Below are 24,937 nucleotides of genomic sequence, written 5' to 3'. Positions count from 1 at the left end.
GGAGGCTCACCGCCCGCCCCGCGGAAAGCGAGCATCCTGAAGCGGAAATCAACCCTCCTTTTCCAAGAGCCGCATTGTTTACGAGATTTGCCTTATAAATTAGCTTGCGTGTTTTGGACGCACATTTAGAGGTAATAGAGTAAAAACTGTTAGTATGTAGTATGAAAAAACTAACCATGTTTTAAACATGGAAGAGAAAAAAACAAAAAATAATATTGCTTTTTTGCTAGATTGTTCTATACTTTTTCTGTTGCACAAAAGTTTTGGCTGATAAAAACAGCGAAATTGAAGGTGAGCCTGAGGAAATTCGGGGCATACTGACTAAGGCAGGAAACATATATGAAAGGAATGATATAGATATGGGATTATGGTTTACTGAAAAGCAGACAGATCATTTTGGTATCACGATGAAAGTGAACAAAACTTTACATACAGAACAAACGGAATTCCAAAAGCTTGATATGGTAGAAACAGAAGAGTGGGGCAATATGCTATTGCTTGATGACATGGTCATGACCACTGTCAAAGATGAGTTCGTTTACCACGAAATGGTGGCACATGTGCCATTGTTCACTCATCCAAATCCTGAGAATGTGCTTGTAGTAGGCGGCGGGGACGGTGGTGTGATCCGTGAAGTACTTAAGCATCCGAGCGTCAAGAAAGCTACGCTTGTCGACATTGACGGAAAAGTCATTGAGTACTCTAAGAAATTTCTTCCGGAAATTGCAGGCATGCTTGAAGATCCGCGTGTCGACGTGCGTGTGGATGACGGCTTCATGCATATCGCAAAAAGCGAGAACGAATTCGATGTGATCATGGTAGATTCCACTGAGCCGGTCGGCCCTGCTGTCAATCTGTTCACAAAAGGCTTCTATGCCGGTATTTCCAAAGCATTGAAGGAGGACGGCATTTTTGTCGCCCAGACCGACAATCCTTGGTTCAAGGCAGACCTGATCACAGAAGTACAAAGGGACGTGAAGGAAATCTTCCCGATCACAAGCCTGTATACAGCCAACATCCCTACTTATCCAAGCGGACTATGGACGTTTACCATCGGTTCAAAAGTGCATCACCCGCTTGAAGTCAGCGATGAGCGCTTCCACGAAATCGACACAAAATACTACACAAAAGAACTTCATAAAGCAGCTTTCGTCCTGCCGAAGTTTGTTCAGGACCTGATTAAATAAGATAGATTATTTTATGATCTGTTCTATGAGGCGATCTGATTCCCTAAGTCAGGTTGATTGGAGCGGAAAGTGCGACTCCTGATCCGGCTGCGAACTGCGACCTTCGAGTCATAAGTCGATCAGGCCATGGGAAGAAAACCGCTTCCCACAGCCTGCCCGCCTTATGCTTGGCTAACGCATAAGCGCGACTAGGCTTCTGTCTTCGCTGACGCTCGCCAATCAGCAAGTCTTCTTTATCAGGTCGCTGCTTTTCATGTAGTTAATGGGTCTTATAAATTCTGCATCTTCATTCTGCATCCATTAATTTAGTATGAAAAGCACCGTTCTCCGCCTTTCTTGGAGCTGCAATCAACCTTCTCATTTCAGCAGCATAGTTTTCGAAATAAGCTTAAATAAATAACACAAATTAACATAACCAGGGGAGCCCTAAAGGAGCCTCCCTATTATTTTTATAGACAGAATAGAGGAGTGATCCACCCTTGCGATTTGATGAAGCATATTCAGGAAATGTATTTATAAAGAGCCATCCGGATTTTGAGGAATCAGAGGCAGTCCTTTACGGCATGCCGATGGATTGGACAGTCAGCTACCGCCCGGGGTCAAGGTTCGGCCCTGCAAGGATCCGCGAGGTCTCTATCGGCCTTGAGGAGTACAGCGCGTATCTGGATAAGGAATTGGATGAGGTTAAATATTTCGATGCTGGCGATATTCCGCTTCCATTTGGCAATCCGCAGCGCAGTATTGATATGATTGAGGAATTCGCCGGCAAGCTCTTTGCGGCAGGCAAATTCCCGCTTGGTATGGGAGGAGAGCATCTTGTTTCCTGGCCTGTGATGAAGGCAGCAGCAAAGCAGTATCCGGATCTTGCCATCATCCACATGGATGCCCATACCGACCTGCGTGAAGAATATGAAGGCGAGCCGCTTTCACACTCTACGCCTATCCGTAAAATTGCCGAGCATATCGGGCCGGAAAACGTTTATTCCTTTGGCATCCGTTCCGGCATGAAGGAAGAATTCCAATGGGCGAAGAAATATGGCATGCATATTTCCAAGTTCGAGGTGCTTGAGCCGCTCAAGGAAATCCTTCCCAGCCTTGCCGGGAGGCCGGTTTATGTAACGATCGATATCGATGTGCTCGACCCTGCACATGCACCAGGAACAGGAACGGTCGATGCAGGCGGCATCACTTCGAAAGAGCTGCTTGCCTCCATTCATGCCATCGCCGGATCTGATGTGAATGTAATCGGCTGTGACCTGGTAGAGGTAGCACCCATTTATGACGTGTCTGAGCAGACCGCCAATACAGCGAGCAAGTTGATTAGAGAAATGCTGCTGGGCTGGGTGCAGAAATAAAATTGAGGAAGAGGATGTCCTAAAAAACGGGCCATTATCCCTTTGATCACGCAGGAGGAGACGTAAGCCTAAGTCTCCCGCGTCCGTCAGGGGGAGGTCCCTGTGTTTGGGACAGCCTCTTTTTGGCATATAGTACAATCAGCCGCGCCCCCTTGAATCTTGCGGCCGGAATCCTTATACTTATAGAGTTATTTCAGTACAGGTGGTGTATATGATGCTTCAAGACGAAGAATCAGGAAAGCTTAGAGTGAAAGTGACCGTCAGCACCTCCATAACCAATGGGGCTGACACCGAGGTCTTTGACCTGGTCACATTTGGCACACTGCATAATAAGGCGAATGCCGATTACTTACAGTACGAAGAAAATGATGAGAACGGCAGGATCAATACAATCGTGAAATTCACTGATACGGAATTGATGCTGATGAGAAGCGGTTCAGTGAAGATGAAGCAGACTTTTCAGGAAAACATGATCACACTTGGCTATTATGAAAGTATATATGGCAGACTTGAGATGCAGACTGATACAAAAAAGATGATAAGAGAATGGGATGATACCCAAAAGCAAGGCAAGATCGGCCTGCATTATAATTTGAACATGCAGGGAAGCGATTTAGGGGAGTATCAGATGTCCATTGTCTATAAGGAGGAAGCCTGAACGGTATGAATGTGGCAGAGCAGGTGCAGGAGAAGATCAAACAGGAAATCAAAGAGGCGGTCATAAAAGGGAATTTGGCTGAAGCAGAGCAGATTCCAAATGTGGTTTTAGAAGTGCCGAAAGAAAAGGCCCATGGGGACTATTCCACCAATATGGCCATGCAGCTGGCAAGAGTCGCGAAAAAAGCACCGCGGATGATAGCAGAAACAATTATTGAACATTTTGATGCTTCTAAAGCAAACATTGACAAGATTGAGTTAGCCGGTCCTGGCTTCATTAATTTTTATATGGACAATTCATACCTGACCGACATCATTCCAGCGGTTCTTGAAGCAGGGGATGCTTACGGGGAATCAGGCTTCGGTCAGAACCAGAAGGTGCAGGTTGAGTTTGTTTCAGCCAATCCGACAGGCGATCTTCACCTTGGCCATGCGAGGGGTGCGGCAGTAGGGGATTCGTTATGCAATATCCTCGCTATGGCAGGCTATGATGTTTCACGCGAGTATTATATTAATGATGCAGGAAACCAGATCAATAATCTCGCAAAATCCGTTGAAGCCCGCTACTTCCAGGCACTGGGCCAGGATTTCCCAATGCCTGAGGATGCTTATCACGGGGAAGACATCATCGGCATCGGCAAAAAGCTTGCCGGCGAATTCGGGGACCGCTATGTTCATGCAGGTGCAGAGGAGCGGTTTGACTTCTTCCGTCAGTACAGCTTGGAGATTGAACTGAACAAGCTGAAGAAAGACCTTGAGAACTTCCGTGTTTCCTTCGATGTATGGTATTCAGAAACGTCTCTTTACCATAATTCCAAGATTGACGAAGCCCTCCAGGTCTTAAGGGACAGAGGCTTCATCTATGAGCAGGACGGGGCTGTCTGGTTCAGATCCACTGATCTCGGAGATGACAAAGACCGTGTTCTGATTAAGCAGGATGGATCATTCACCTATCTTACACCTGACCTTGCCTACCACCGGGATAAGCTTGAGCGGGGCTTCGAGAAGATCATCAATATCTGGGGAGCTGATCATCATGGCTACATCCCGAGGATGAAAGCAGCCATCGAAGCACTCGGCTATGACCGTGAGCAGCTGGAAGTCGAAATCATCCAGCTTGTCCATCTGTTTAAAAACGGCGAGAAAATGAAAATGAGCAAACGTACAGGCAAAGCTGTCACCATGAGGGATTTGATGGAGGAAGTGGGCCTTGATGCGGTACGCTATTTCTTTGCCATGAGAAGTGCCGACACACATATGGACTTTGACCTTGACCTTGCTGTTTCAGAATCAAATGAAAACCCGGTGTATTATGCCCAGTATGCACATGCAAGGATTGCCAGCATCCTGCGCCAGGGCAAGGAAATGAACCTGGACTATGCCGGCGGAAACCTGCAATACAGCCACATTTCATCTGAAAAAGAATATGATTTGCTTAAAAAAGTGGGCGACTTCCCACAGGTTGTTGCTGATGCAGCTGAAAAGAGGATTCCTCACCGGATCACGAACTACATCAACGAACTGGCGGCTGCTTTCCACAGCTTCTATAATGCAGAAAAGGTGCTTGATGCTGAACAAGAGGACAAGAGCCGTGCGCGGCTCGCACTCGTCCGTTCTGTACAGATCACCATTAAGAATGCCCTGGCTTTGATTGGAGTTTCAGCTCCAGAGAAGATGTAAGAAAATAAAAATAATGCTGGTTCCGGGATGGCGCGTACATCCGGGAACCCAAAAAGCCGATGAAGAGAAAAAATCTTCATCGGCTTTTTTTGCGTAAGATGAGCTGCCTACCACATGATACTCGCACCGCTCAACCGCTTTACACCGCGGATCTTCGCTGTATCCTCGACAAGCTGGAGCAGGGCTTTATCCTTTGTTTTGGCCTCGATCATGAAATCTGCATCCACATCCATCTCTTTCAATATCTTGACCAGCGGCATGATGAATTCCAGGTCGACATAATCAGCGTGATGGCGGTAGTTCTTTTCATCCTTCGGGGACGATACATGGATCTTTGGCAAACGGCCTGTCCTTTCCCAGGTCTTATAGACCCTCGCCAGGATATTCTCAAGCGGGGTGTCGACTGGATTGGCCATATGGTGATGATAGTCGAAGGCAATCGGGATATCCTCTTTTTCACATACATCCAGCGTTTCATCCACCGTATAGGTTTTATCATCATTCTCAAGGGTCATTGCACGCTTGATGTCCGGCCGGAGAAGCTTGATGTTTTCATGGAATCTCCCGATGCTGGCAGGCTTATCACCGTAAGCTCCGCCCACATGGATATTGATGTTTGAATGATGCTGGATTCCCATCGCCTCAAGCATTCTGTAATGATACTCCATATCCTTAATCGCATTGGCGGTTATTTGCCCATTGGCGCTGGTAAAGAGCGTATACTGGCTTGGATGGAAGCTGACCCTGAGACTGTGCTCCCTGACCATGGAGCCGATCTCCTCCCATTCCTTTTCAAAGGGAGTGATATAGTCCCACATGACCTCCGGATGCGTCGCCAGGGGTACAAGGGAGCTTGAGAACCGGTATACCTCTATGTCATGGGCGATATTATAATGGAGAATTTTTTTTGTGTTTTTTAAGTTTTGCAGCGTAAGCTCCAGCAGCCTCAGGCGGGCCTCTTCCTCCCCCAGTTGTCCGAAGCGCTTAAAGGTCATTGTCCTTGAAGGGGAAGCCTCCCATAAGTTCAAGGCGGTCGATACATAGCCGAAACGTATTTTCATGAGCTGCTCCTTTACAGTAGTGGATACTTTTACTTAGCCCAAACCCTGGCCGTATAAACACTACCTTATTTTTAAAGGGGGTTATTCATAACTCGGCCGCATTGACCACAGTGAGAAAGGCAGTTAATGCATACAGTGTAGTTTTTGGATGAGAAAGTTGATTTCCGCTGCAGGCACTCTACCTGCGCGGGGGCGGGCGCTGAGCCTCCTCGTCTTCGCCTGCGGGTCTCAGCTGTCCCGCTATTCCCAGAAAGGCGGAGAACGGTGCTTTTCAAACTGAATAAATGTGTGCAGAATGAAAATGAAAGCTTATAAGACCTATTAACTTTTAGAAAAGCAGCGACCTATGCCTCGAAGGTCGCAGTTCGCAGCCGGATCAGGAGTCTCGCGCCTGAAGCGGAAGTCACTTTGGTTGATCATTTAGTCTGCTCACAAAAATTATAAAATCCTTTAGATAGGCTTTATTACCTAACATCTCTACTTGTAACAAAGTGATTTACGAGCCACGCTCGTTTTCCTTCCATAAAAACCTTCGCTTAACAAGCAGCCACCTCATAAAACAACATTCTTATAGAAAAACCTATAAAAAATGAGAAATGGAGGCGGCGACCCATTCTTTTGCGGTTCTGAATGGGTTGAATGAAGAGATGGCCTCGATATCAAGAGGGCAGGAATGGCGGAGGTCCTCCCCGAGGGCTTCTTCTATCTGCCTGATGCAGTCCCTGTCGAAGATATAGCAGTTCAGTTCATGGTTCAAAAACAGGCTGCGCTTATCAAAGTTCGAGGTGCCGACATCGACGAGCTGGTTATCAATCAGGATGACCTTGGGATGGTAGAAGCCTTTCTGAAATTGATACACTTGTGCACCCTCAGGTACAAGTTTCCGGAAATATTTATAAGAGGCTTCCTTTACCAGCACATGGTCCGGGTTTCCGGGGACGATGATGGTCAGCTTAATGCCTTTTTTCAAGGCAGTCAAGAGCTCTCCTTCGAGCTTTTTGCCCGGGATGAAGTAGGGAGTTCCGATAATGATCTTTTCTTCTGCCATTCGGATCAGCTTTATGTATCTCTCCTCGAGGTGGACTCCTTCGCAGGGAATGATGAGATGGCGGCACCGGCCGCGCTGAACCTCGTTTTTGTACAGGGTGGACTTTCTAAAATCACAGCCGGTGGCTTCGAGCCAGTCTTCGAGGAATTCCTCCTGCAGATCCAGGGCCCCCTCGCCCCAGATTTTCAAATGATAGTCCCTCCACGGGGATAGTTTGGGATCTTCATTTATATATTCTTTGCCGATGTTATAACCCCCAAGGTAACCCTTTTTTCCATCAATTACTGCAATCTTCCGGTGATTGCGCTCCTGTGAGGAGTAGAAAAGGAAGGGCAGCTTCGGAACCTGGCAGAAAGCGATCTGAATGCCGTGAGCGCGCAGGCTTTTGATGGTTTTTTTCTTCAATCCGAAGCTACCCATCCAGTCAAGGAGAAGGCGGACCTCAACGCCAGCCTGTGCTTTTTCTTTCAGGAGGGCCAGGAATTCGCGGCTGAAATGGTCCTCTTTCACAATATAAAATAAAATATGGATGTGACGCTCGGCCGCCTTGATTTCGGCAAACATATCCCCGAACAGGGTGATGCCATCGGTGAACAGGGTGATGTCGCTATATCGGTAAGGGAAGTCGCGCCGATGGGTCCGCTTTAAATGGAACTTCCTCCCAAGCTTGAAATCTGCGAGCAGGATCAGCCAGAGGAGAGCCAGTACAAGCAGGATTATTAACAAAGTATACAAATACGCTCTCCTCCTCTTCATTCTTTGTCTATAGTCTGCTCCATTTGTTGAAAACTATGAGGCAGCCGGGAGATGAATAGGAGAGAAAGATGTATAGAAAAAGATTGACTGAATGCTCATTCATTATATAATGGAGGTAAGATATTTCTGAAAAATTACACTCTTCTGTCGTCTCAGAGAAAGGAGAAACATCATTGAACATATTACTTTGGGTCAATCTTATTGCCTTCTTAATTGTAACCGCTTACGCAGTCAGCCTTTTTGTCTATTTGATCAAGACCAGGATTGCCTATATCAAACTCGGGAAGAAAGAGGAGTTCGACAGTGATGTCAAGGAGCGCCTCCACAAGGTATGGGTGAATGTATTCGGACAGAAAAAGCTTTTGAAGGATAAGAAAAGCGGAATCATCCATGTTATGTTTTTCTACGGCTTCATCCTCGTCCAGTTCGGAGCGGTGGATTTCATCATTAAAGGCCTTGTTCCAGGGGCGCATCTGCCGCTTGGACCTCTATACAAAGGATTTACCTTCTTCCAGGAAATCGTGACCCTCATGATTCTTGTGGCAGTAGTCTGGGCATTTTACAGACGCTATGTAGAAAAGCTTGTCCGTCTTAAGAGAGGCTTCAAGTCAGGGCTTGTTCTCCTGTTCATCGGCGGTTTGATGCTCTCTGTCCTGCTCGGGAACGGAATGGCCCTTATCTGGCATGGGGAGGAGGCAGGCTGGAGCGAGCCGGCTGCCTCACTGTTTGCCGGTGCCTTCGGCTGGATCGGCAAGACGGGTGCCATCACGGTGTTCTACATTTCCTGGTGGGTGCATCTATTATTCCTTTTGTCCTTCCTTGTTTATGTGCCGCAGTCAAAGCACGCCCATTTGATCGCCGGACCGGCAAATACGTACTTTAACCGGACCACGACGCCTGGGAAGCTTCGTGCCGTGAACTTCGAGGATGAAACTCAGGAAACCTTCGGTGCGGGAAAAATCGAAGACTTTACCCAGCTGCAGCTTATTGATTTATACGCCTGTGTGGAGTGCGGGCGCTGTACGAATATGTGTCCGGCAACAGGCACTGGCAAAATGCTTTCGCCGATGGATATCATTCTCAAGATGCGTGATCATCTGACCAACAAGGGAGCGGCCGTCACCTCACTTCAGCCGTGGGTGCCGACACTTGCATTCGCGAACACACAAGGAAACCAGCTGGCCTTAGCCGCGGCAGGGCAGGGGGCGAAAGAAGCTGCAGCTGCAGTGGAATACAACCCTGCACTAGTCGGGGAGGTCATCACAGAGGAAGAGCTCTGGGCATGTACGACATGCCGCAATTGTGAAGATCAGTGTCCGGTCATGAACGAGCACGTGGATAAGATTATTGATATGCGCCGCTATCTGGTGCTGACGGAAGGAAAAATGAATCCTGATGCACAGAGGGCAATGACCAATATCGAACGCCAGGGCAATCCATGGGGATTGAACCGAAAAGAGCGTGAAGACTGGCGCGAGGTACGCGAAGATGTTGAGATTCCGACTGTTAAAGAAGTGAAGAAGGCAGGCGGGGAATTCGAATATCTCTTCTGGGTGGGATCCATGGGGTCTTATGATAACCGCAGCCAGAAAATCGCCCTGTCATTTGCTAAATTGATGAACGAAGCTGGCGTTAAGTTCGCGATTCTTGGCAACAAGGAAAAGAACTCGGGTGATACTCCAAGAAGGCTTGGGAACGAATTCCTCTTCCAGGAGCTGGCCGCCAAGAATATTGAAGAATTTGAGAAAAATGAAGTCACGAAGATTGTCACCATTGATCCTCATGCATACAATATTTTCAAAAATGAGTATCCGGATTTTGGCCTGAAGGCTGAGGTTTATCATCATACCGAACTTCTTGCCAAGCTGGTTGAAGAAGGAAGGCTCGTGCCGAAAATTCCAGTCAATGAAACCATCACCTTCCATGATTCCTGCTATCTTGGCAGATACAATGAAGTGTATGATGCACCGCGGAATATCCTTCGTGCCATACCGGGAGTCAAGCTTGTGGAAATGGAGCGGAACCGCGAAAACGGCATGTGCTGTGGAGCCGGAGGCGGCCTGATGTGGATGGAAGAGGAAACCGGACACCGCATCAACGTATCGCGCACGGAGCAGGCGCTTGCAGTAAATCCATCCGTAATCAGCTCAGGCTGTCCTTACTGCCTCACCATGATCACCGATGGAACGAAAGCGAAGGAAGCGGAAGATGACGTCAAGACCTATGACGTTGCCGAACTGCTTGAAAAATCAATAATCGGTGAAGCCGCGACTGTGGCCTGATCTTTTGTTTATAAGCTGCAAGGTATGTGAAAACAGCCTGGAGTATTGAAGCCGCCTGAGAAATGAAAGTATCCATTTTGCCAGGCGGCTTTTCTTTTTGGATAAAATGGAGAGTAACAAAAGAACTGGCACTAAAGTATTTTGAATATACAGCCAAATCAGTTAAGATGTAAATGAAGCGCTTTCATATTTGCCGCCTTAGTCCGAGCGAGCGTTCAGTCACCCCTGCAGCGGCAAGCAAAAAAGGCGATACCGAAAATAGAGGAGGAACACAGATGGGCAGAACAGTTATCGTGAGCGGAGTGAGAACTCCATTTGGTAAATTCGGCGGCGGCCTCAGCACATTTACAGCTTCAGAGCTTGGCGGGAAGGTAATCAAGGAAGCAATCGAGAGGGCAGGCATCTCTCCGGATGGAGTGGATGAGGTCATCATGGGGACTGTTCTCCAGGGAGGCCAGGGCCAGGTGCCTTCGCGCCAGGCTGCAAGGCATGCAGGTCTCGACTGGAGCATCAAGACTGAAACCATCAACAAGGTCTGTGCCTCAGGGATGAGGAGCGTCACATTGGCTGACCAGATTATCCGCTCCGGCGATGAAGAAGTGATTGTGGCAGGCGGAATGGAATCCATGAGCAATGCTCCTTATTTCATTCCAAAAGCCAGATGGGGTCTCCGGATGGGCGATGCGCCGATGAAGGACCTGATGATCCACGACGGCCTGAGCTGCAGCTTTACAGGTGCACATATGGGAACGTACGGGAACAGCACGGCTGTTGATCTTGAGATCTCACGCGAGGATCAGGATAAGTGGGCGCTAAGAAGCCATCAGCGTGCCATCCATGCGATGGAAAATGGACTTTTTGATGAAGAAATCCTTCCGGTGGAAGTGCCGCAGCGTAAGGGCGGGCCGATCATCGTATCGAAGGATGAGTCTCCCAGGAAGGATTCTACAATCGAGGCACTCACTAAGCTGAAGCCGGCCTTTGGAGCGGACGGGACGATCACTGCAGGGAATGCCCCTGGCGTCAATGATGGAGCGGCAGCACTTGTACTAATGAGCGAGGATCGCTGCCGTCAGGAAGGGAAAACACCGCTTGCGTACATCATCGGCCACGCCGAGGTTGCGGTCGAGGCGAAGGATTTTCCGAAAACTCCAGGATTGGTCATCAATGAAATTTTGAAGAAAACAAAGAAATCGGCAGATGAAATTGATCTGTTTGAAATAAATGAAGCATTTGCAGCGGTTTCCCTCGCAAGCAGCAAAATTGCCGGTCTTGATCATGAGAAGGTGAATGTGAACGGAGGAGCGGTCGCTCTGGGCCACCCAATCGGGGCAAGCGGCGGCAGGGTCATTATCACGCTAATCAATGAGCTGAAGCGCCGCGGAGGCGGAATCGGTGTAGCGGCCATCTGTTCAGGCAGCGGCCAGGGCGATGCCATCATGGTTGAAGTGCCGGGGAAATAAGACAGGTAAGCGGCGAAGGCGAGGAGGAAATCAAATTGGAAATTAAAACAGTAATGGTGATCGGGGCAGGCCAGATGGGATCTGGGATTGCTCATGTATGTGCAGCCGGCGGCTATGACGTCCTGCTGCATGATCTCAAAGAGGAGTACGTGGAGCGCGGCTTTTCATCCATTTCTAAAAATATGGAGCGGCAGGTCTCAAAAGGCAAACTTTCTTCCGAAGAGATGGAAGCTGCGCTGAACAGGATCGAACGCTCGACTTCGCTTGATAATGCAGGACGCGCTGACATCGTAATTGAAGCGGCTGTGGAGAATATGAAAATCAAGACCGAGCTTTTTTCAGAGCTTGATAGAATCTGCTCTGAACATACCATCCTTGCAACCAACACTTCATCCCTCCCTATTACCGAGATAGCAGCGGCGACGGAAAGGCCGGAAAAGGTAATCGGCATGCATTTTATGAACCCTGTACCCGTGATGAAGCTTGTAGAAATCATCAAGGGGCTTGCGACTGCGGAGGAAGTGTATGCAGCTGTCGAGGATATGGCCAGGAAGCTCGGAAAGGTCCCGGTGGAAGTGAATGATTTCCCGGGCTTTGTCTCAAACCGGATCTTGATGCCGATGATCAACGAAGCCATCTACACCCTGTATGAAGGGGTGGCCACCAGGGAAGCAATTGATGAGGTAATGAAGCTCGGGATGAATCATCCGATGGGCCCGCTTACACTTGCTGACTTCATTGGCCTGGATACATGCCTCTATATTATGGAGACCCTCCATGAAGGCTTTGGCGATGATAAGTACCGCCCATGCCCGCTGCTGAGGAAATATGTGAAAGCCGGCTGGCTTGGCCGCAAATCAGGCAGGGGCTTTTACAGCTACAGCTGAGCAGACAGCAAAAATGAACTCCAGGAGGAGCATCGATGAATTTTAGATTTACAGAAGAACAAGAAATGATGCGGAAAATGGTCCGGGATTTTGCCCGCACCGAGATTGAGCCATTCATCCCGAAGATGGAGCAGGGGGAATTCCCGAAGGAAATCATCCGGAAGATGGGCGGACTCGGGCTGATGGGGATTCCCGTCCCTGAGGAATATGGCGGGGCAGAAATGGATTATATTTCTTATATTATTGCCGTTCATGAATTATCCAAAGTAAGTGCGACAGTAGGCGTCATCCTCTCCGTCCATACATCGGTCGGGACGAACCCCATCCTTTACTTCGGTACAGAAGAACAAAAACAAACATACATCCCCAAGCTTGCCTCCGGTGAATTCCTGGGCGCCTTTGCCCTGACCGAGTCATCGGCAGGATCTGATGCCGGAAGCTTGAAGACGCGCGCCGTGAAGGATGGCGATTCATACATCCTGAACGGCTCCAAGATCTTCATCACAAATGGCGGCGAAGCGGATACCTATATCACCTTTGCTTCCACAAGTCCGGAAAAAGGGACGAAGGGCATTTCGGCCTTTATTGTGGAAAAAGACACTCCCGGTTTAATCATCGGGAAGGATGAGCACAAGATGGGACTTCATGGATCCAGGACGGTTTCACTGACCTTTGAAGATATGAGAATCAGTAAAGATCAGCTGCTCGGCGAGGAAGACGCGGGCATGAAGGTGGCCATGGCCAATCTTGAGGCAGGCAGGATCGGGATAGCTGCACAGGCACTTGGTATTGCCGAGGGTGCCTTCGGGCATGCCGTCTCCTATGCGAAGGAGCGCGAGCAGTTCGGCCGGCCGATTGCCGCCCAGCAGGGTGTGGCTTTTAAGCTTGCTGAAATGGCGACGAATATAGAGGCATCCAAAATGCTTCTTTACCGGGCAGCACATCTTCGTTCAGAAGGCATTCCATGCCGCAAGGAAGCCTCCATGGCAAAGCTGTTTGCATCGAAGACGGCCGTCGATACAGCCATCGAAGCCGTCCAGGTATATGGCGGCTATGGATATACAGAAGAGTATCCTGTTGAGCGATACTTCCGGGATGCCAAGATTACGGAAATTTATGAAGGAACAAGCGAAATACAGAGAATGGTCATCGGAAAAGAGCTTTAAAGCACATCAGATTAAATAGCCTGGGGGAATAATCATGCAATTTAAATTAACAGAAGAACATGAAATGATCCGTAAAATGGTCCGTGATTTCGCTCAGAAAGAGGTAGCTCCGACAGCTGCCGAGCGCGATGAAGAAGAAAGGTTTGACCGGGAAATCTTCGACAAGATGGCAGGCCTTGGCCTGACAGGCATTCCGTGGCCGGAGGAGTACGGCGGAATCGGCAGTGATTATCTTGCTTACTGTATTGCGGTTGAGGAGCTTTCCCGTGTGTGTGCGTCCACAGGCGTTACCTTGTCTGCCCATACCTCGCTTGCGGGCTGGCCTATTTACAAATTTGGCTCTGAGGAGCAAAAGCAGAAATATCTGCGCCCGCTTGCAGAAGGTACAAAAATTGGGGCATACGGCCTGACAGAACCGGGATCCGGTTCAGATGCCGGCGGAATGAGGACTACGGCAAGGCTTGACGGAGATCATTATGTATTGAATGGCTCTAAGATTTTCATTACCAATGGCGGCATTGCCGATATCTATGTGGTGTTTGCTTTGACTGATCCGTCATCCAAGCAAAAAGGAACAAGCGCATTCATCGTTGAAAGCGGATTTGAAGGCTTCAGCGTCGGCAAAAAGGAAAAGAAACTCGGCATCCGCTCATCACCAACGACTGAAATCATCTTTGAAGAATGCCGTGTGCCAAAAGAAAATATGCTGGGCAAAGAGGGAGAAGGCTTTAAAGTCGCGATGATGACTCTTGACGGCGGCCGGAACGGAATTGCTGCCCAGGCGGTCGGCATCGCACAGGGGGCGCTTGATGCATCCGTGGCTTATGCAAAAGAACGCCAGCAGTTTGGCAAGCCGATTGCAGCCCAGCAGGGAATCGGCTTCAAGCTTGCCGATATGGCCACCCAGATCGAAGCCTCCCGCCTGTTGACCTACCAGGCCGCATGGCTTGAGTCCGAAGGCCTTCCGTATGGGAAGGAATCTGCGATGTCTAAACTGTTTGCCGGCGATACGGCCATGAAGGTGACGACAGAGGCGGTCCAGGTATTCGGCGGCTATGGATATACGAAGGATTATCCTGTAGAGCGTTATATGCGGGATGCGAAGATCACCCAGATTTATGAAGGAACACAGGAAATTCAGAAGCTGGTCATCTCAAGAATGATCACCAAGGACTGATTGCCGGGAGAGGGGACACACGTCCCTTTTTCCCTTTTTCGAATAAGAGAGAAGGCGGGAGGGTGACGATGAAAAGGGACATTCACGCCACAGTCAAGGATGAGCGGCTGATCTTAAAAAGAAGGAATGAAATGATCAAGGGTGCCGTAACTCTTTTCAAGGAGAAGGGCTTTCACCGTACAACCACAAGGGAAATAGCCAAGGCAGCCGGATTCAGCATCGGCACTCTCTATGAATATATCAGGACAAAGGAAGATGTGCTGTATCTCGTCTGCGACCATATTTATGAGGAGGTCCGGGACCGCCTGCAGCAGGGGCTCGACACAAAAGTGGGAACCCTGGAATCATTGAAGCTTGGCATCTATAACTTTTTCAAGGTGATGGATGACATGCAGGATGAGGTCCTGGTCATGTATCAGGAAGTCAAATCACTGACAAAGGACGCACTTCCATATGTCCTTCAAAAGGAAATTGAAATGGTCGCCATGTTCGAAGAGATGGTTCATCTCTGTGTTGAAAAAGGGGAACTCCGTCTGACGGAGCCGGAGATTAAAATGATTGCCCACAATATTTTTGTCCAGGGCCAGATGTGGAGCTTCAGGAGATGGGCGCTTAAAAAAATGTTCTCACTTGAAGAGTATGTGGACCATCAGACGAATCTGCTTTTTCACGGATTGTGCAGAAGAGGGGAGAGATTGACGTAATGGAAGGGTATCAGCCAAAGAATCATATCAGGTTCGTGACCGCATCAAGTTTATTTGACGGCCATGATGCTTCTATTAATATTATGAGGCGCATTCTGCAGGGAAGCGGCGCCGAGGTCATCCATCTTGGCCATAACCGTTCGGTGGAGGAAGTAGTGAACGCGGCCATTCAGGAGGATGTTCAGGGAATTGCCATTTCATCCTACCAGGGCGGCCATGTGGAATATTTTAAGTATATGTATGACCTCCTGAAGGAGAGAGGTGCCTCCCACATCCGCATTTATGGCGGCGGGGGCGGTGTTATTATTCCAAAGGAAATCAAGGAGCTCCATGATTATGGGATTGCATGGATTTTCTCCCCTGAGGACGGAAGGAAGTATGGACTTCAGGGCATGATCGATATCATGATCAAGGAATGCGATTTCGCTACAGCTTCCCCTGATCTTCTGGGACAGCTGGACCAGCTAAAAAAAGGCGACCATAAGACGATCGCCGGCTTTATCACGCTTGTTGAAAACCGCGTGAGCGTACAGGATGAGGCGGCAGCCGCGGTAGAGAAGGTGCTTGATGAGGTAAAACAGCAGGGCGGAAATGTACCGATCCTTGGAATTACCGGGACGGGCGGAGCCGGGAAGAGCTCGCTGACCGATGAATTGATACGCAGGTTTCTGAATGAGATTCCGGATAAAAGGATTGCCATTCTATCCATTGATCCTACCAAGCGGAAAACAGGCGGTGCCCTTCTCGGCGACCGTATCCGGATGAATGCCATCTTCAGCCCAAGGGTGTACATGCGGAGTCTTGCGACCAGGGAATCCGGCAGTGAGATTTCACTTGCCTTGAAGGACGCCCTTAGTGTCGTGAAAGCAGGCGGCTTTGATTTGATCGTCGTGGAGACGAGCGGGATCGGCCAGGGCGATGCCGGCATCACAGAAGTAACAGACCTTTCCATGTATGTGATGACCAGTGAATTCGGTGCCCCCTCACAGCTTGAAAAGATTGATATGATTGACTTTGCCGATTTGATTGTCATCAATAAATTTGAGCGGAAGGGCTCTGAGGATGCAAAACGCCAGGTGCAGAAGCAGTTCCAGAGAAGCCGGATGCTGTTTGATCAAGAGACGGGCGCCATGCCTGTTTACGGGACGATCGCAAGCCAGTTCAATGATCCGGGGACCAACGCCCTTTTCGCGGCACTGGTAGAGAAGATCAATGAAAAAGCCGGCCTCAGCTGGACAACGAGCTTTTCTAAGGATGCAGAAGTCGTCAAACAGAATGTCATCATTCCGAATGACCGCCGCTACTATCTGCGGGAAATTTCCGATACAGTCAGAAATTATCATGCGAAAGCAAAGAAACAGGAAGAAGCGGCCCGCAGACTGTTCCAGCTTGAGGGGGCCATCTCCGCTGTCCAGGAAAAAGAATTAGCAGCTGAGATTGTCTCATCCCTTGAAGCCCTGAAGGAGGAGACTTATCAGTCACTCTCTGAGGAGTCCAAGAACATCATCGGCGGCTGGGAAGCCTTCAAGGAGAAATATGCAGCAGACCAATTTGTCACCAAGATCCGGGATAAAGAAATCGTGACCACACTTAAGATAAGATCCCTCTCAGGGCTGGATATTCCGAAGGTGGCTCTGCCGCAGTTCCAGGATTACGGCGAGATCCTCCGCTGGGTATACCGCGAGAATGCCCCTGGATTCTTCCCATACACGGCTGGGGTGTTCCCCTTTAAAAGGGAAGGTGAGGATCCGAAGCGCCAGTTCGCCGGGGAAGGCTCGCCGGAAAGGACGAACCGCCGCTTCCATTATCTGTCGAAGGATGATGCTGCCAAGCGTCTGAGTACAGCCTTTGATTCGGTGACGCTTTACGGGGAGGATCCGGACTACAGGCCGGACATCTACGGAAAAGTGGGCGAGAGCGGCGTGAGCATCTGTACGCTTGAAGACATGAAAAAGCTGTATGCCGGTTTTGACTTATGCCATCCGTCCACATCTGTTTCCATGACCATCAATGGTCCGGCGCCGATTATCCTTGCGATGTACCTGAACACAGCCATTCAGCAGCAGGTTGAGAAGAAGGAAACGGAGCTTGGCCGGGAGCTTACAGCCGAGGAGTATGGAATGGTGAGTGAAACAACATTCCAGTCTGTAAGGGGAACAGTCCAGGCAGATATCCTGAAGGAAGACCAAGGGCAGAACACCTGTATTTTCTCGACAGAATTTGCACTCCGCCTGATGGGGGATATTCAGGAATACTTCATCGATAAAAAGGTGAGGAATTATTATTCTGTCTCCATCTCCGGCTACCATATCGCTGAAGCAGGCGCCAACCCGATTTCCCAGCTGGCGTTCACCCTGGCCAACGGCTTTACCTATGTGGAATATTATTTGAGCCGCGGTATGAGCATCAATGACTTTGCTCCGAATCTGTCCTTCTTCTTCTCAAATGGGCTTGATCCGGAGTATACCGTCCTCGGACGTGTGGCGAGACGAATCTGGGCCACTGTAATGAGGGATAAATATGGCGCGAACGAGCGGAGCCAGAAGCTGAAGTATCATATCCAGACTTCAGGCAGGTCGCTTCATGCGCAGGAAATTGACTTTAACGATATCAGGACAACGCTGCAGGCCCTGATGGCACTACAGGATAACTGCAACTCGCTTCATACAAATGCCTATGATGAAGCCATCACGACTCCGACTGAGGAGTCTGTGCGGAGGGCGATGGCCATCCAGATGATCATCACCAAGGAGCACGGCCTGTCCAAGAACGAAAATCCGCTTCAAGGCTCGTTTATCATTGAAGAACTGACAGACCTTGTAGAGGAAGCGGTCCTCCAGGAATTCGACCGGATCGATGACCGGGGCGGCGTGCTCGGAGCCATGGAAACGCAGTATCAGCGCGGGAAAATCCAGGATGAGAGCATGTATTACGAAATGAAGAAACACTCAGGCGAACTGCCGATTATCGGGGTCAACACCTATCTGAATCCAAATCCGCCATCTGATGAGGATCTGAACAGCATGGAACTTGCCCGGGCATCCGCGGATGAAAAAGAACAGCAGATCAACAATCTGAAAAAATTCCAGCAGGCACACGCATCAGAAGCTGACGCAGCACTGGCACGCCTGCAAAAGGCTGCCTACAGCGGCAGCAATATTTTCGCTGAGCTTATGGAGACTGTAAAATCAGCCAGCCTTGGCCAGATAACAAAAGCTCTCTATGAAGTCGGCGGACAGTACCGCAGGAATATGTAATGAAAAAAATCCCTTCTGTCTGTTAGCGGACAGGAGGGATTTTTTCATAAAACAAACATGAGTTTTCTGCTCGCAGCCCATGCACGAAAAAAGAATCTGGACAAGAGCGGGAACAAATACAATGGGGCGGTGGGAGCGGATAAGGCGCGAGGAGCAGAATGCCTGCGAGATGAATGATGTTCACACCTGGCTGCAGGAAGCCTTCTGTTACATGCAGCTCCGCCCCTTTTCCACAGAAAAGCTATAGAGTCAGAGCAAGTTCAAAATGCTCTTCTTCAAGCTCGAAGATTTCAATCTCCGGATGCAGCTGCCGGACCCGTCTGGCCAGGCTCTCGACACCAAAGACCTCTGTAAAAGTATGGCTGCCGGCCAGCAGGTTGATGCCGGCAAATTGGACATATTGCACCGTATAGAGAGTCGCTTCCCCGGTTATGTAAGTGTCGCAGCCTTCATCCAGTGCGAATTTAATGTAGTCAGTGCTATGGCCGGCCCCGGTCAATACACCAATCCTTTTTACTGGCCGGTCGTGGTGCTTCCAGGCACGCACCGGTTCATTCAGCGCTGACCGCATCCGTTCTGTCAGAGCTTGAAAGCTGACAGGATCCTTGAATTCAGCGACCCCCGGATCGTCGCCATTTTCATAGGAGGAATATTTTAAGATAGAATCAGCCCCAAGGCGAGTCATGAGGGAAGTACAGGTGCCGAAGTCCGCATAGTCGAGGGGGCCGTGTATCCAGAAGTGGCTGATGCCATAGTCCTTCAGCCTCTTCACACATTCCTCCCTCAGTCCATAGATAAAGTCCCATGCATCATGATGGGTGATGATCAGGTCTGCCTTCTTTAGCGCGGCCTTTTCTATGACTTCCAGTGAAAGATTCGTGGAGTAGCCTGCTTTATAAATGGGGCGGCTGGCCTTGTGTGTAAATCCATAGTCATCGTGGAACTCCTCCAGCATTTCATTACCGAATAAAGATGTTATTGTCTGTTTAAACTCGTTTATATTCATCATGATCCCCCGCTTTCATTCCTGGTATCTTACCATAAAAATCCAGATAAAGACGGCCGGGTTCAGATTTTTTGTCTGCCATAGTCTGATTACTTGTGAAATTGGGCAGGATGGTAGTGCATATTGAAATGAATATCCTTGATTTTTCCGGTTTTGGGGTGATAAATTGGAAAAACGGGGGAAACTGCAACATTGAACTAGCATATTCCAATGTCTATTGTTTATAATGTTATATATGTCTAGCAATATTACATCGATCTTATAGCTGTCAAGCTTAGCATACATACGGTCATTCCTGGATTCGCTAAAAGAGTTCCAGGGATTATTGGTGCGTATTATAGAAAGGAAGTGCAGAGACTGTGAGTTTAAGTCAGTACTCAAAAGAAGAATTAAAGGAAATGTCTTTAATAGAACTTGCCTACGGCATCCTTGCAGGCAGGAAGGAACCGATTGTTTTTGCAGACCTTCTCGAGGAAGCCAAACGCCTCCAGGGGATATCTGATGAAGAGCTTAAAAGAAGGCTCGCTCAGTTCTATACAGACCTGAATGCGGACGGGCGCTTCACGTCACGCGGGGAAAACCGCTGGGGCCTGAAAGCCTGGTATCCTGTCGACCAGATCGAAGACGAAGTCCTTCCGGCTGCAAAGCCTAAGAAGAAAAAGGCGAAGAAGGCCGAGGAAGAAGATGTTGAAGACTTCGAAGAAGTTGAAGAAGAAGATCTGGATTATGATGAGCTTGATGACTTCGAGGAAGAAGAAGACCTCGTCGAAGACGATGACGATCTTCTGGATGATGACGACGACGATGATGCTGAAGAAGACATCGAAGAAGCGCTTGAGGAAGGCGGGTTCATCGTGGACGACGAAGAGACTGACCTTGATGACGACGATGAAGACTCCGATGAGGAAGACTCAGATGAAGAGGACGATCGTGTCTAAATATGAGTTAGTGCTTGACTTTTAATAGTGATATTTGTAGAATCATTTTTGGGCTCCTTAAAACAAAAAGGGCACAGAGAACGATTATACCGCTCCCTTACTTTATGTAAGCGGAGCGTTTTTATTTTTTCTGGAAAAAATCATAAGTTTTTTCGTTTGTGGCAAACTTTTTCAGAGAAAGTTATCATTTTTTGGTTGAGCCATCCTAAAGTAAATCCAGTTAATGGACTTTATGCATAGCAGTACCAGGCAGGAACAGGGAATGCTCCGAGAGGAAGCTATTTGAAGGGGGAAGTAACAGATGACAAAATATATTTTCGTAACAGGCGGTGTAGTTTCTTCTCTAGGCAAAGGAATTACAGCAGCGTCACTTGGAAGGCTCTTGAAAAACAGAGGCTTGAACGTAACGATCCAAAAGTTCGATCCATACATCAATGTGGATCCAGGAACGATGAGCCCATACCAGCATGGTGAGGTCTTCGTGACAGACGATGGCGCAGAGACAGATCTTGACCTTGGCCACTATGAGCGTTTCATCGACATCAACCTGGGCAAGCACAGCAATGTAACGACAGGAAAAATCTACTCAACCGTTCTAAAAAAAGAGCGCCGCGGCGATTATCTTGGCGGTACTGTACAGGTTATCCCGCACATCACGAATGAAATTAAGGAACGCGTATTCCGCTCTGGCCGCGAGACCAATGCAGATGTGGTTATCACAGAAATCGGCGGTACTGTCGGTGATATCGAATCACTTCCATTCCTTGAGGCAATCCGCCAGATCAAAAGCGATATCGGCCGCGACAATGTCATGTACATCCACTGTACACTGGTGCCTTACATCAAGGCTGCCGGAGAAATGAAAACAAAGCCGACTCAGCACAGCGTAAAAGAACTGCGGAGCCTTGGCATTCAGCCGAATATCATCGTCGTGCGCACAGAGATGGAAATCTCCCAGGACATGAAGGATAAAATCGCCCTGTTCTGTGATATCGATACAAAGGCAGTAATCGAATGCCGTGATGCTGAAACGCTTTACTCCATCCCGCTCACGCTCCAGGAACAGAACATGGACCAGATCGTATGCGACCATCTGAAACTGAAATGCGGCGAAGCAGAAATGACCGACTGGACAGCGCTGGTTGAAAAAGTGCAGAACCTGTCCAAAACGGCTAAAATTGCACTTGTCGGTAAATATGTCGAGCTTCAGGACGCCTATATCTCAGTTGTTGAAGCACTGAAGCATGCAGGCTATCAGTTCGATGCTGACATTGATATCAATTGGATCAATGCTGAGCACGTGACTAAGGAGAATGTCGGAGAGCTTCTTAGCACGGCGGACGGAATCCTGGTTCCTGGCGGATTTGGCGACCGTGGTGTGGAAGGCAAGATTCTTGCGATCGAATATGCCCGTGAGAACAAAAAGCCGTTCTTCGGAATCTGCCTCGGCATGCAGCTGGCTTCCGTGGAATATGCACGCAATGTGCTGAATCTTGAAGGAGCACATTCCTCTGAGCTGGATCCTGTTACAGATTATCCGATCATCGACCTTCTTCCAGAGCAGAAGGATGTAGAAGATCTCGGCGGCACATTGAGGCTCGGCCTTTATCCTGCCAAGCTCACGGAAGGCACGAAAGCCTTTGAAGCCTATCAGGATGAAGTCATCTACGAGCGCCATCGCCACCGTTATGAGTTCAACAACCAATACCGCCAGGAAATGGAGAAGGCTGGCTTTATCTTCTCCGGTACAAGCCCTGACGGCCGTCTGGTCGAAATCGTGGAGCTTGCGGATCACCCTTGGTTCCTGGCATGCCAATTCCATCCGGAATTCACATCCAGACCAACACGCCCGCAGCCGCTCTTCCGCGACTTCATCGGCGCTTCCCTGAAATTCAGCGAAAAACTATAATATGAAAAAAAGCTGAACCACCCGGTTCAGCTTTTTTCTTTAGGGGGACAGTCCCCTATTTCCCAGCGGAGAAATCCGTGGAGTGACGGGCGGGAAATGAGGGACAGTCCCTTATTTCCCTACTCGTTGTACTCGCTGATAATTTCTTCAATATTAAATTTTAGGCCATAGTAGGCGAACAGGGCTGCCATGAGCGTGGGGAAGCCGTAGCGCCCGCCGTCGTCACCGGGAAGCAGTGAGCGTGTGAGCTTGGTGTCGATATGGATGTCGGCAAGGTCCGCGAGTTCATTCGGCTGGTCCTTATGGAGAGAAGAGACAGCCACAAAGGCGATGTCCCGCTCGCGGAGCTCCCGGCCTAGGGCTGCGGCTTCATCATCGTCGGCAGTACGGGTGAACAGCAGCACGCGGTCGGCAGTCGTTACATCAGCCAGGTTGTCCGGAAGCGGCTTGGCAAATTCCAGCGGTTCAGAGCCGTGAAAGGCCTCGGCCATCACTCCCTGCATCTCCCTGAAACCGTGAAGATATAGGGTGCCCTCGCTGACCACCGCCTGGCATAACAGCCTTGCACCGTCTTCAAGGGAAAACTCTTCCCCATCCATAATCCGGTTATAAACCCCAGTCAGCTGGGTAGAAAAAATTTTGAGCATGCTAAAACTCCTCCTGCTTTAAATATCTTCTCTCTTATATAACATATCCCATTTCATTTCGCACGAAAATGCCGCCGGCGTTAAACGGCACGTGCTATAAAAACATACAAAATGTGCAGGAATTATGGAACTGCAAGGAGAAGTATTGTAGAGTTGCCAAAAACCGGACTGGTGTATAAAACAAATTCAATGACGATTTCTCTAATAAGAAAAGGGGTAAGAACAAAATGGGAAGAAGAGTATTGATAGTCGATGATCAATTTGGAATAAGGATCCTGCTGAATGAAGTCCTCCAAAGGGAAGGCTATGAAACATTCCAGGCTGCAAACGGCCCGCAGGCCCTTGATATCGTCCAAAAATATCCGCCTGACCTTGTGCTGCTTGACATGAAAATCCCGGGGATGGACGGAATCGAAATCCTTAAACGGATGAAACAGATGGATCAGGACATCCGCATCATCATCATGACTGCCTACGGGGAGCTGGATATGATCCAGGAAGCAAGGGACCTCGGGGCGCTCACCCATTTTGCCAAACCGTTCGACATCGATGACATCCGCAAGGCAGTCAGGGAAAATATTTTGGTGTAAGCCCTCCCAATCGTCGTAATTTTCGGTGAGTGTTCACAATTAAAGGAAATTCCTTAAATTTTGCAGGACTGGCGTGGGTAAATTGTTGCTCATTGCACTATCAATTGTTATGCTTAAAATGGTTTTTTAAATCCTTCTGGTTTCTTTAACGTATAGGTCTCTATCATTAAAGGTAAAATTCTAGGAGGGAACTCTGCATTGGCAGTGTTAATCAGTTCTACTTACTTAAGGAGGAAACATAATGCCTTTAGTTTCTATGACAGAAATGCTGAATAAAGCCCTCGAGGGTAAATATGCAGTCGGCCAATATAACATCAACAACCTGGAATGGACTCAAGCCATCCTGGCCGCTGCAGAAGAAGAAAAATCACCGGTCATCCTTGGTGTGTCTGAAGGTGCTGCGCGTCATATGGGCGGCTTCTACACAACCGTTATGATGGTCAAGGGATTAATGCAAGATATGAAGATTACGGTTCCTGTAGCGATCCACCTTGATCACGGATCAAGCTACGAAAAGTGTAAAGAAGCAATCGATGCCGGCTTTACATCTGTTATGATCGATGCTTCACATCACCCGTTTGAGGAAAACATTGAAACTACTTCCAAAGTAGTGGAATATGCTCACTCAAAAGGAGTTTCTGTTGAGGCTGAGCTTGGAGTAGTCGGCGGACAGGAAGACGATGTAGTCGCTGCGGGCGTTATCTACGCAGATCCAAAAGAATGCGCCGAGCTTGTTGAGCGTACTGGCGTTGACTGCCTGGCACCAGCACTTGGCTCCGTTCACGGTCCTTACAAAGGCGAACCAAACCTTGGCTTCAAGGAAATGGAAGAAGTCCGCAATTCAACGGGCATTCCATTGGTTCTTCACGGAGGTACCGGTATTCCGACTAAGGATATCCAAAAATCCATTTCTCTTGGAACTTCTAAGATCAATGTTAATACGGAGAACCAGATTTCATTCACGAAAGCTGTCCGCGAAGTTCTTAACAAAGATCAGGAAGTTTATGACCCGCGTAAATTCATCGTGCCTGGCCGCGAAGCAATCAAAGCGACAGTTGCCGGTAAGATGCGTGAATTCGGATCAAGCAGCAAAGCATAATTTAATGACAAATCGAAACCGCTCGGAGCAGTGGTTTCGGTTTTTCATATTACACAAAGGGAAAATAA

General features: G+C 48.7%; 19 protein-coding genes. 15 read left to right on the top strand and 4 right to left on the bottom strand.

Annotated features, from left to right (window positions below; all coding sequences use genetic code 11):
• Positions 1-359 precede the first annotated feature (359 nt).
• The 4 genes from speE (at position 360) to argS (ending at position 4,879) form a co-directional block, all read left to right on the top strand.
• Complete coding sequence (gene speE, locus V1498_RS21280; RefSeq protein WP_409296137.1) at positions 360-1,187, top strand: spermidine synthase; 828 nt, start codon at positions 360-362, stop codon at positions 1,185-1,187.
• A gap of 479 nt (positions 1,188-1,666) precedes the next feature.
• Positions 1,667-2,542 (top strand): agmatinase, encoded by an 876-nt coding sequence (gene speB / locus V1498_RS21275; protein ID WP_409296136.1) that lies wholly within the window; start codon positions 1,667-1,669, stop codon positions 2,540-2,542.
• Positions 2,543-2,753: 211 nt separating this feature from the next.
• Complete coding sequence (locus tag V1498_RS21270; RefSeq protein ID WP_409296134.1) at positions 2,754-3,200, top strand: DUF1934 domain-containing protein; 447 nt, start codon at positions 2,754-2,756, stop codon at positions 3,198-3,200.
• Between the two features lie 5 nt (positions 3,201-3,205).
• The gene (gene argS, locus V1498_RS21265; protein ID WP_409296132.1) at positions 3,206-4,879 is read left to right on the top strand and encodes an arginine--tRNA ligase; all 1,674 of its coding nucleotides are present in this window, start codon (positions 3,206-3,208) and stop codon (positions 4,877-4,879) included.
• Between the two features lie 107 nt (positions 4,880-4,986).
• Here the strand turns inward: argS and uvsE are convergent, their stop codons facing one another.
• Together uvsE and V1498_RS21255 are read right to left on the bottom strand one after the other, a co-directional pair.
• On the bottom strand, positions 4,987-5,940 hold the full coding sequence (uvsE, locus tag V1498_RS21260; RefSeq protein WP_409296130.1) for a UV DNA damage repair endonuclease UvsE: 954 nt from the start codon (positions 5,938-5,940) through the stop codon (positions 4,987-4,989).
• A 580-nt stretch (positions 5,941-6,520) separates the two neighbouring features.
• Positions 6,521-7,723 carry a phospholipase D-like domain-containing protein gene (locus tag V1498_RS21255; RefSeq protein ID WP_409296128.1) on the bottom strand — a complete coding sequence of 401 codons (1,203 nt, stop codon included), beginning with the start codon at positions 7,721-7,723 and terminating at the stop codon, positions 6,521-6,523.
• 194 nt (positions 7,724-7,917) lie between these two features.
• Between V1498_RS21255 and V1498_RS21250 the strand changes: the two genes are divergently transcribed.
• The 7 genes from V1498_RS21250 to icmF all read left to right on the top strand — a co-directional run bounded on the left by V1498_RS21250 (position 7,918) and on the right by icmF (position 18,680).
• Positions 7,918-10,026 (top strand): 4Fe-4S dicluster domain-containing protein, encoded by a 2,109-nt coding sequence (locus V1498_RS21250; protein ID WP_409296127.1) that lies wholly within the window; start codon positions 7,918-7,920, stop codon positions 10,024-10,026.
• A gap of 275 nt (positions 10,027-10,301) precedes the next feature.
• Positions 10,302-11,489 carry an acetyl-CoA C-acetyltransferase gene (locus V1498_RS21245; RefSeq protein WP_409290723.1) on the top strand — a complete coding sequence of 396 codons (1,188 nt, stop codon included), beginning with the start codon at positions 10,302-10,304 and terminating at the stop codon, positions 11,487-11,489.
• A gap of 35 nt (positions 11,490-11,524) precedes the next feature.
• A complete protein-coding gene (locus V1498_RS21240) occupies positions 11,525-12,376 on the top strand; it encodes a 3-hydroxybutyryl-CoA dehydrogenase (protein ID WP_409296125.1) in 852 nt (283 codons plus the stop codon).
• A gap of 35 nt (positions 12,377-12,411) precedes the next feature.
• Positions 12,412-13,542 (top strand): acyl-CoA dehydrogenase, encoded by a 1,131-nt coding sequence (locus V1498_RS21235; protein ID WP_409296123.1) that lies wholly within the window; start codon positions 12,412-12,414, stop codon positions 13,540-13,542.
• Between the two features lie 34 nt (positions 13,543-13,576).
• Complete coding sequence (locus tag V1498_RS21230; protein WP_409296121.1) at positions 13,577-14,719, top strand: acyl-CoA dehydrogenase; 1,143 nt, start codon at positions 13,577-13,579, stop codon at positions 14,717-14,719.
• A 68-nt stretch (positions 14,720-14,787) separates the two neighbouring features.
• Positions 14,788-15,423 carry a TetR/AcrR family transcriptional regulator gene (locus tag V1498_RS21225; RefSeq protein ID WP_409296120.1) on the top strand — a complete coding sequence of 212 codons (636 nt, stop codon included), beginning with the start codon at positions 14,788-14,790 and terminating at the stop codon, positions 15,421-15,423.
• Positions 15,423-18,680, top strand: a complete 3,258-nt coding sequence (gene icmF, locus V1498_RS21220) for a fused isobutyryl-CoA mutase/GTPase IcmF (RefSeq protein WP_409296119.1) — start codon at positions 15,423-15,425, stop codon at positions 18,678-18,680. Before V1498_RS21225 ends, icmF begins: the two co-directional genes overlap by 1 nt.
• 241 nt (positions 18,681-18,921) lie before the next feature.
• Here icmF and V1498_RS21215 read toward each other — a convergent pair whose 3' ends face one another.
• Positions 18,922-19,686 carry a Nif3-like dinuclear metal center hexameric protein gene (locus V1498_RS21215; protein WP_409299413.1) on the bottom strand — a complete coding sequence of 255 codons (765 nt, stop codon included), beginning with the start codon at positions 19,684-19,686 and terminating at the stop codon, positions 18,922-18,924.
• A gap of 359 nt (positions 19,687-20,045) precedes the next feature.
• On the opposite strand from V1498_RS21215, the gene rpoE reads away from it, so the two are divergent.
• Together rpoE and V1498_RS21205 are read left to right on the top strand one after the other, a co-directional pair.
• The gene (gene rpoE, locus V1498_RS21210; protein ID WP_409296118.1) at positions 20,046-20,624 is read left to right on the top strand and encodes a DNA-directed RNA polymerase subunit delta; all 579 of its coding nucleotides are present in this window, start codon (positions 20,046-20,048) and stop codon (positions 20,622-20,624) included.
• Between the two features lie 301 nt (positions 20,625-20,925).
• Positions 20,926-22,533 carry a CTP synthase gene (locus V1498_RS21205; RefSeq protein ID WP_409296116.1) on the top strand — a complete coding sequence of 536 codons (1,608 nt, stop codon included), beginning with the start codon at positions 20,926-20,928 and terminating at the stop codon, positions 22,531-22,533.
• A gap of 119 nt (positions 22,534-22,652) precedes the next feature.
• On the opposite strand, the gene V1498_RS21200 is transcribed toward V1498_RS21205, so the two are convergent.
• The gene (locus V1498_RS21200; protein ID WP_409296115.1) at positions 22,653-23,180 is read right to left on the bottom strand and encodes a DUF2529 domain-containing protein; all 528 of its coding nucleotides are present in this window, start codon (positions 23,178-23,180) and stop codon (positions 22,653-22,655) included.
• Positions 23,181-23,407: 227 nt separating this feature from the next.
• Between V1498_RS21200 and V1498_RS21195 the strand changes: the two genes are divergently transcribed.
• Positions 23,408-23,770: a response regulator gene (locus tag V1498_RS21195; RefSeq protein WP_409290714.1), complete on the top strand. Its 363-nt coding sequence runs from the start codon at positions 23,408-23,410 to the stop codon at positions 23,768-23,770.
• Between the two features lie 241 nt (positions 23,771-24,011).
• The gene (locus tag V1498_RS21190; protein ID WP_409296114.1) at positions 24,012-24,869 is read left to right on the top strand and encodes a class II fructose-bisphosphate aldolase; all 858 of its coding nucleotides are present in this window, start codon (positions 24,012-24,014) and stop codon (positions 24,867-24,869) included.
• The last annotated feature ends 68 nt before the right edge of the window (positions 24,870-24,937 follow it).

It is taken from the genome of Paraperibacillus marinus (genome assembly GCF_046237605.1).
Taxonomy (GTDB): domain Bacteria; phylum Bacillota; class Bacilli; order Bacillales; family DSM-1321; genus Paraperibacillus; species Paraperibacillus marinus.
Note: the sequence above shows the minus strand (reverse complement) of the source record. Positions and strands in the feature narration are given on the sequence as shown.

Coding starts and splice junctions, on each gene's coding strand:
- speE (WP_409296137.1), top strand. CDS start 360: ATGGGATTATGGTTTACTGAAAAGCAGACAGATCATTTTGGTATCACG.
- V1498_RS21270 (WP_409296134.1), top strand. CDS start 2,754: ATGATGCTTCAAGACGAAGAATCAGGAAAGCTTAGAGTGAAAGTGACC.
- argS (WP_409296132.1), top strand. CDS start 3,206: ATGAATGTGGCAGAGCAGGTGCAGGAGAAGATCAAACAGGAAATCAAA.
- uvsE (WP_409296130.1), bottom strand. CDS start 5,940: ATGAAAATACGTTTCGGCTATGTATCGACCGCCTTGAACTTATGGGAG.
- V1498_RS21245 (WP_409290723.1), top strand. CDS start 10,302: ATGGGCAGAACAGTTATCGTGAGCGGAGTGAGAACTCCATTTGGTAAA.
- V1498_RS21235 (WP_409296123.1), top strand. CDS start 12,412: ATGAATTTTAGATTTACAGAAGAACAAGAAATGATGCGGAAAATGGTC.
- V1498_RS21230 (WP_409296121.1), top strand. CDS start 13,577: ATGCAATTTAAATTAACAGAAGAACATGAAATGATCCGTAAAATGGTC.
- V1498_RS21225 (WP_409296120.1), top strand. CDS start 14,788: ATGAAAAGGGACATTCACGCCACAGTCAAGGATGAGCGGCTGATCTTA.
- icmF (WP_409296119.1), top strand. CDS start 15,423: ATGGAAGGGTATCAGCCAAAGAATCATATCAGGTTCGTGACCGCATCA.
- V1498_RS21215 (WP_409299413.1), bottom strand. CDS start 19,686: ATGAATATAAACGAGTTTAAACAGACAATAACATCTTTATTCGGTAAT.
- V1498_RS21205 (WP_409296116.1), top strand. CDS start 20,926: ATGACAAAATATATTTTCGTAACAGGCGGTGTAGTTTCTTCTCTAGGC.
- V1498_RS21200 (WP_409296115.1), bottom strand. CDS start 23,180: ATGCTCAAAATTTTTTCTACCCAGCTGACTGGGGTTTATAACCGGATT.
- V1498_RS21195 (WP_409290714.1), top strand. CDS start 23,408: ATGGGAAGAAGAGTATTGATAGTCGATGATCAATTTGGAATAAGGATC.
- V1498_RS21190 (WP_409296114.1), top strand. CDS start 24,012: ATGCCTTTAGTTTCTATGACAGAAATGCTGAATAAAGCCCTCGAGGGT.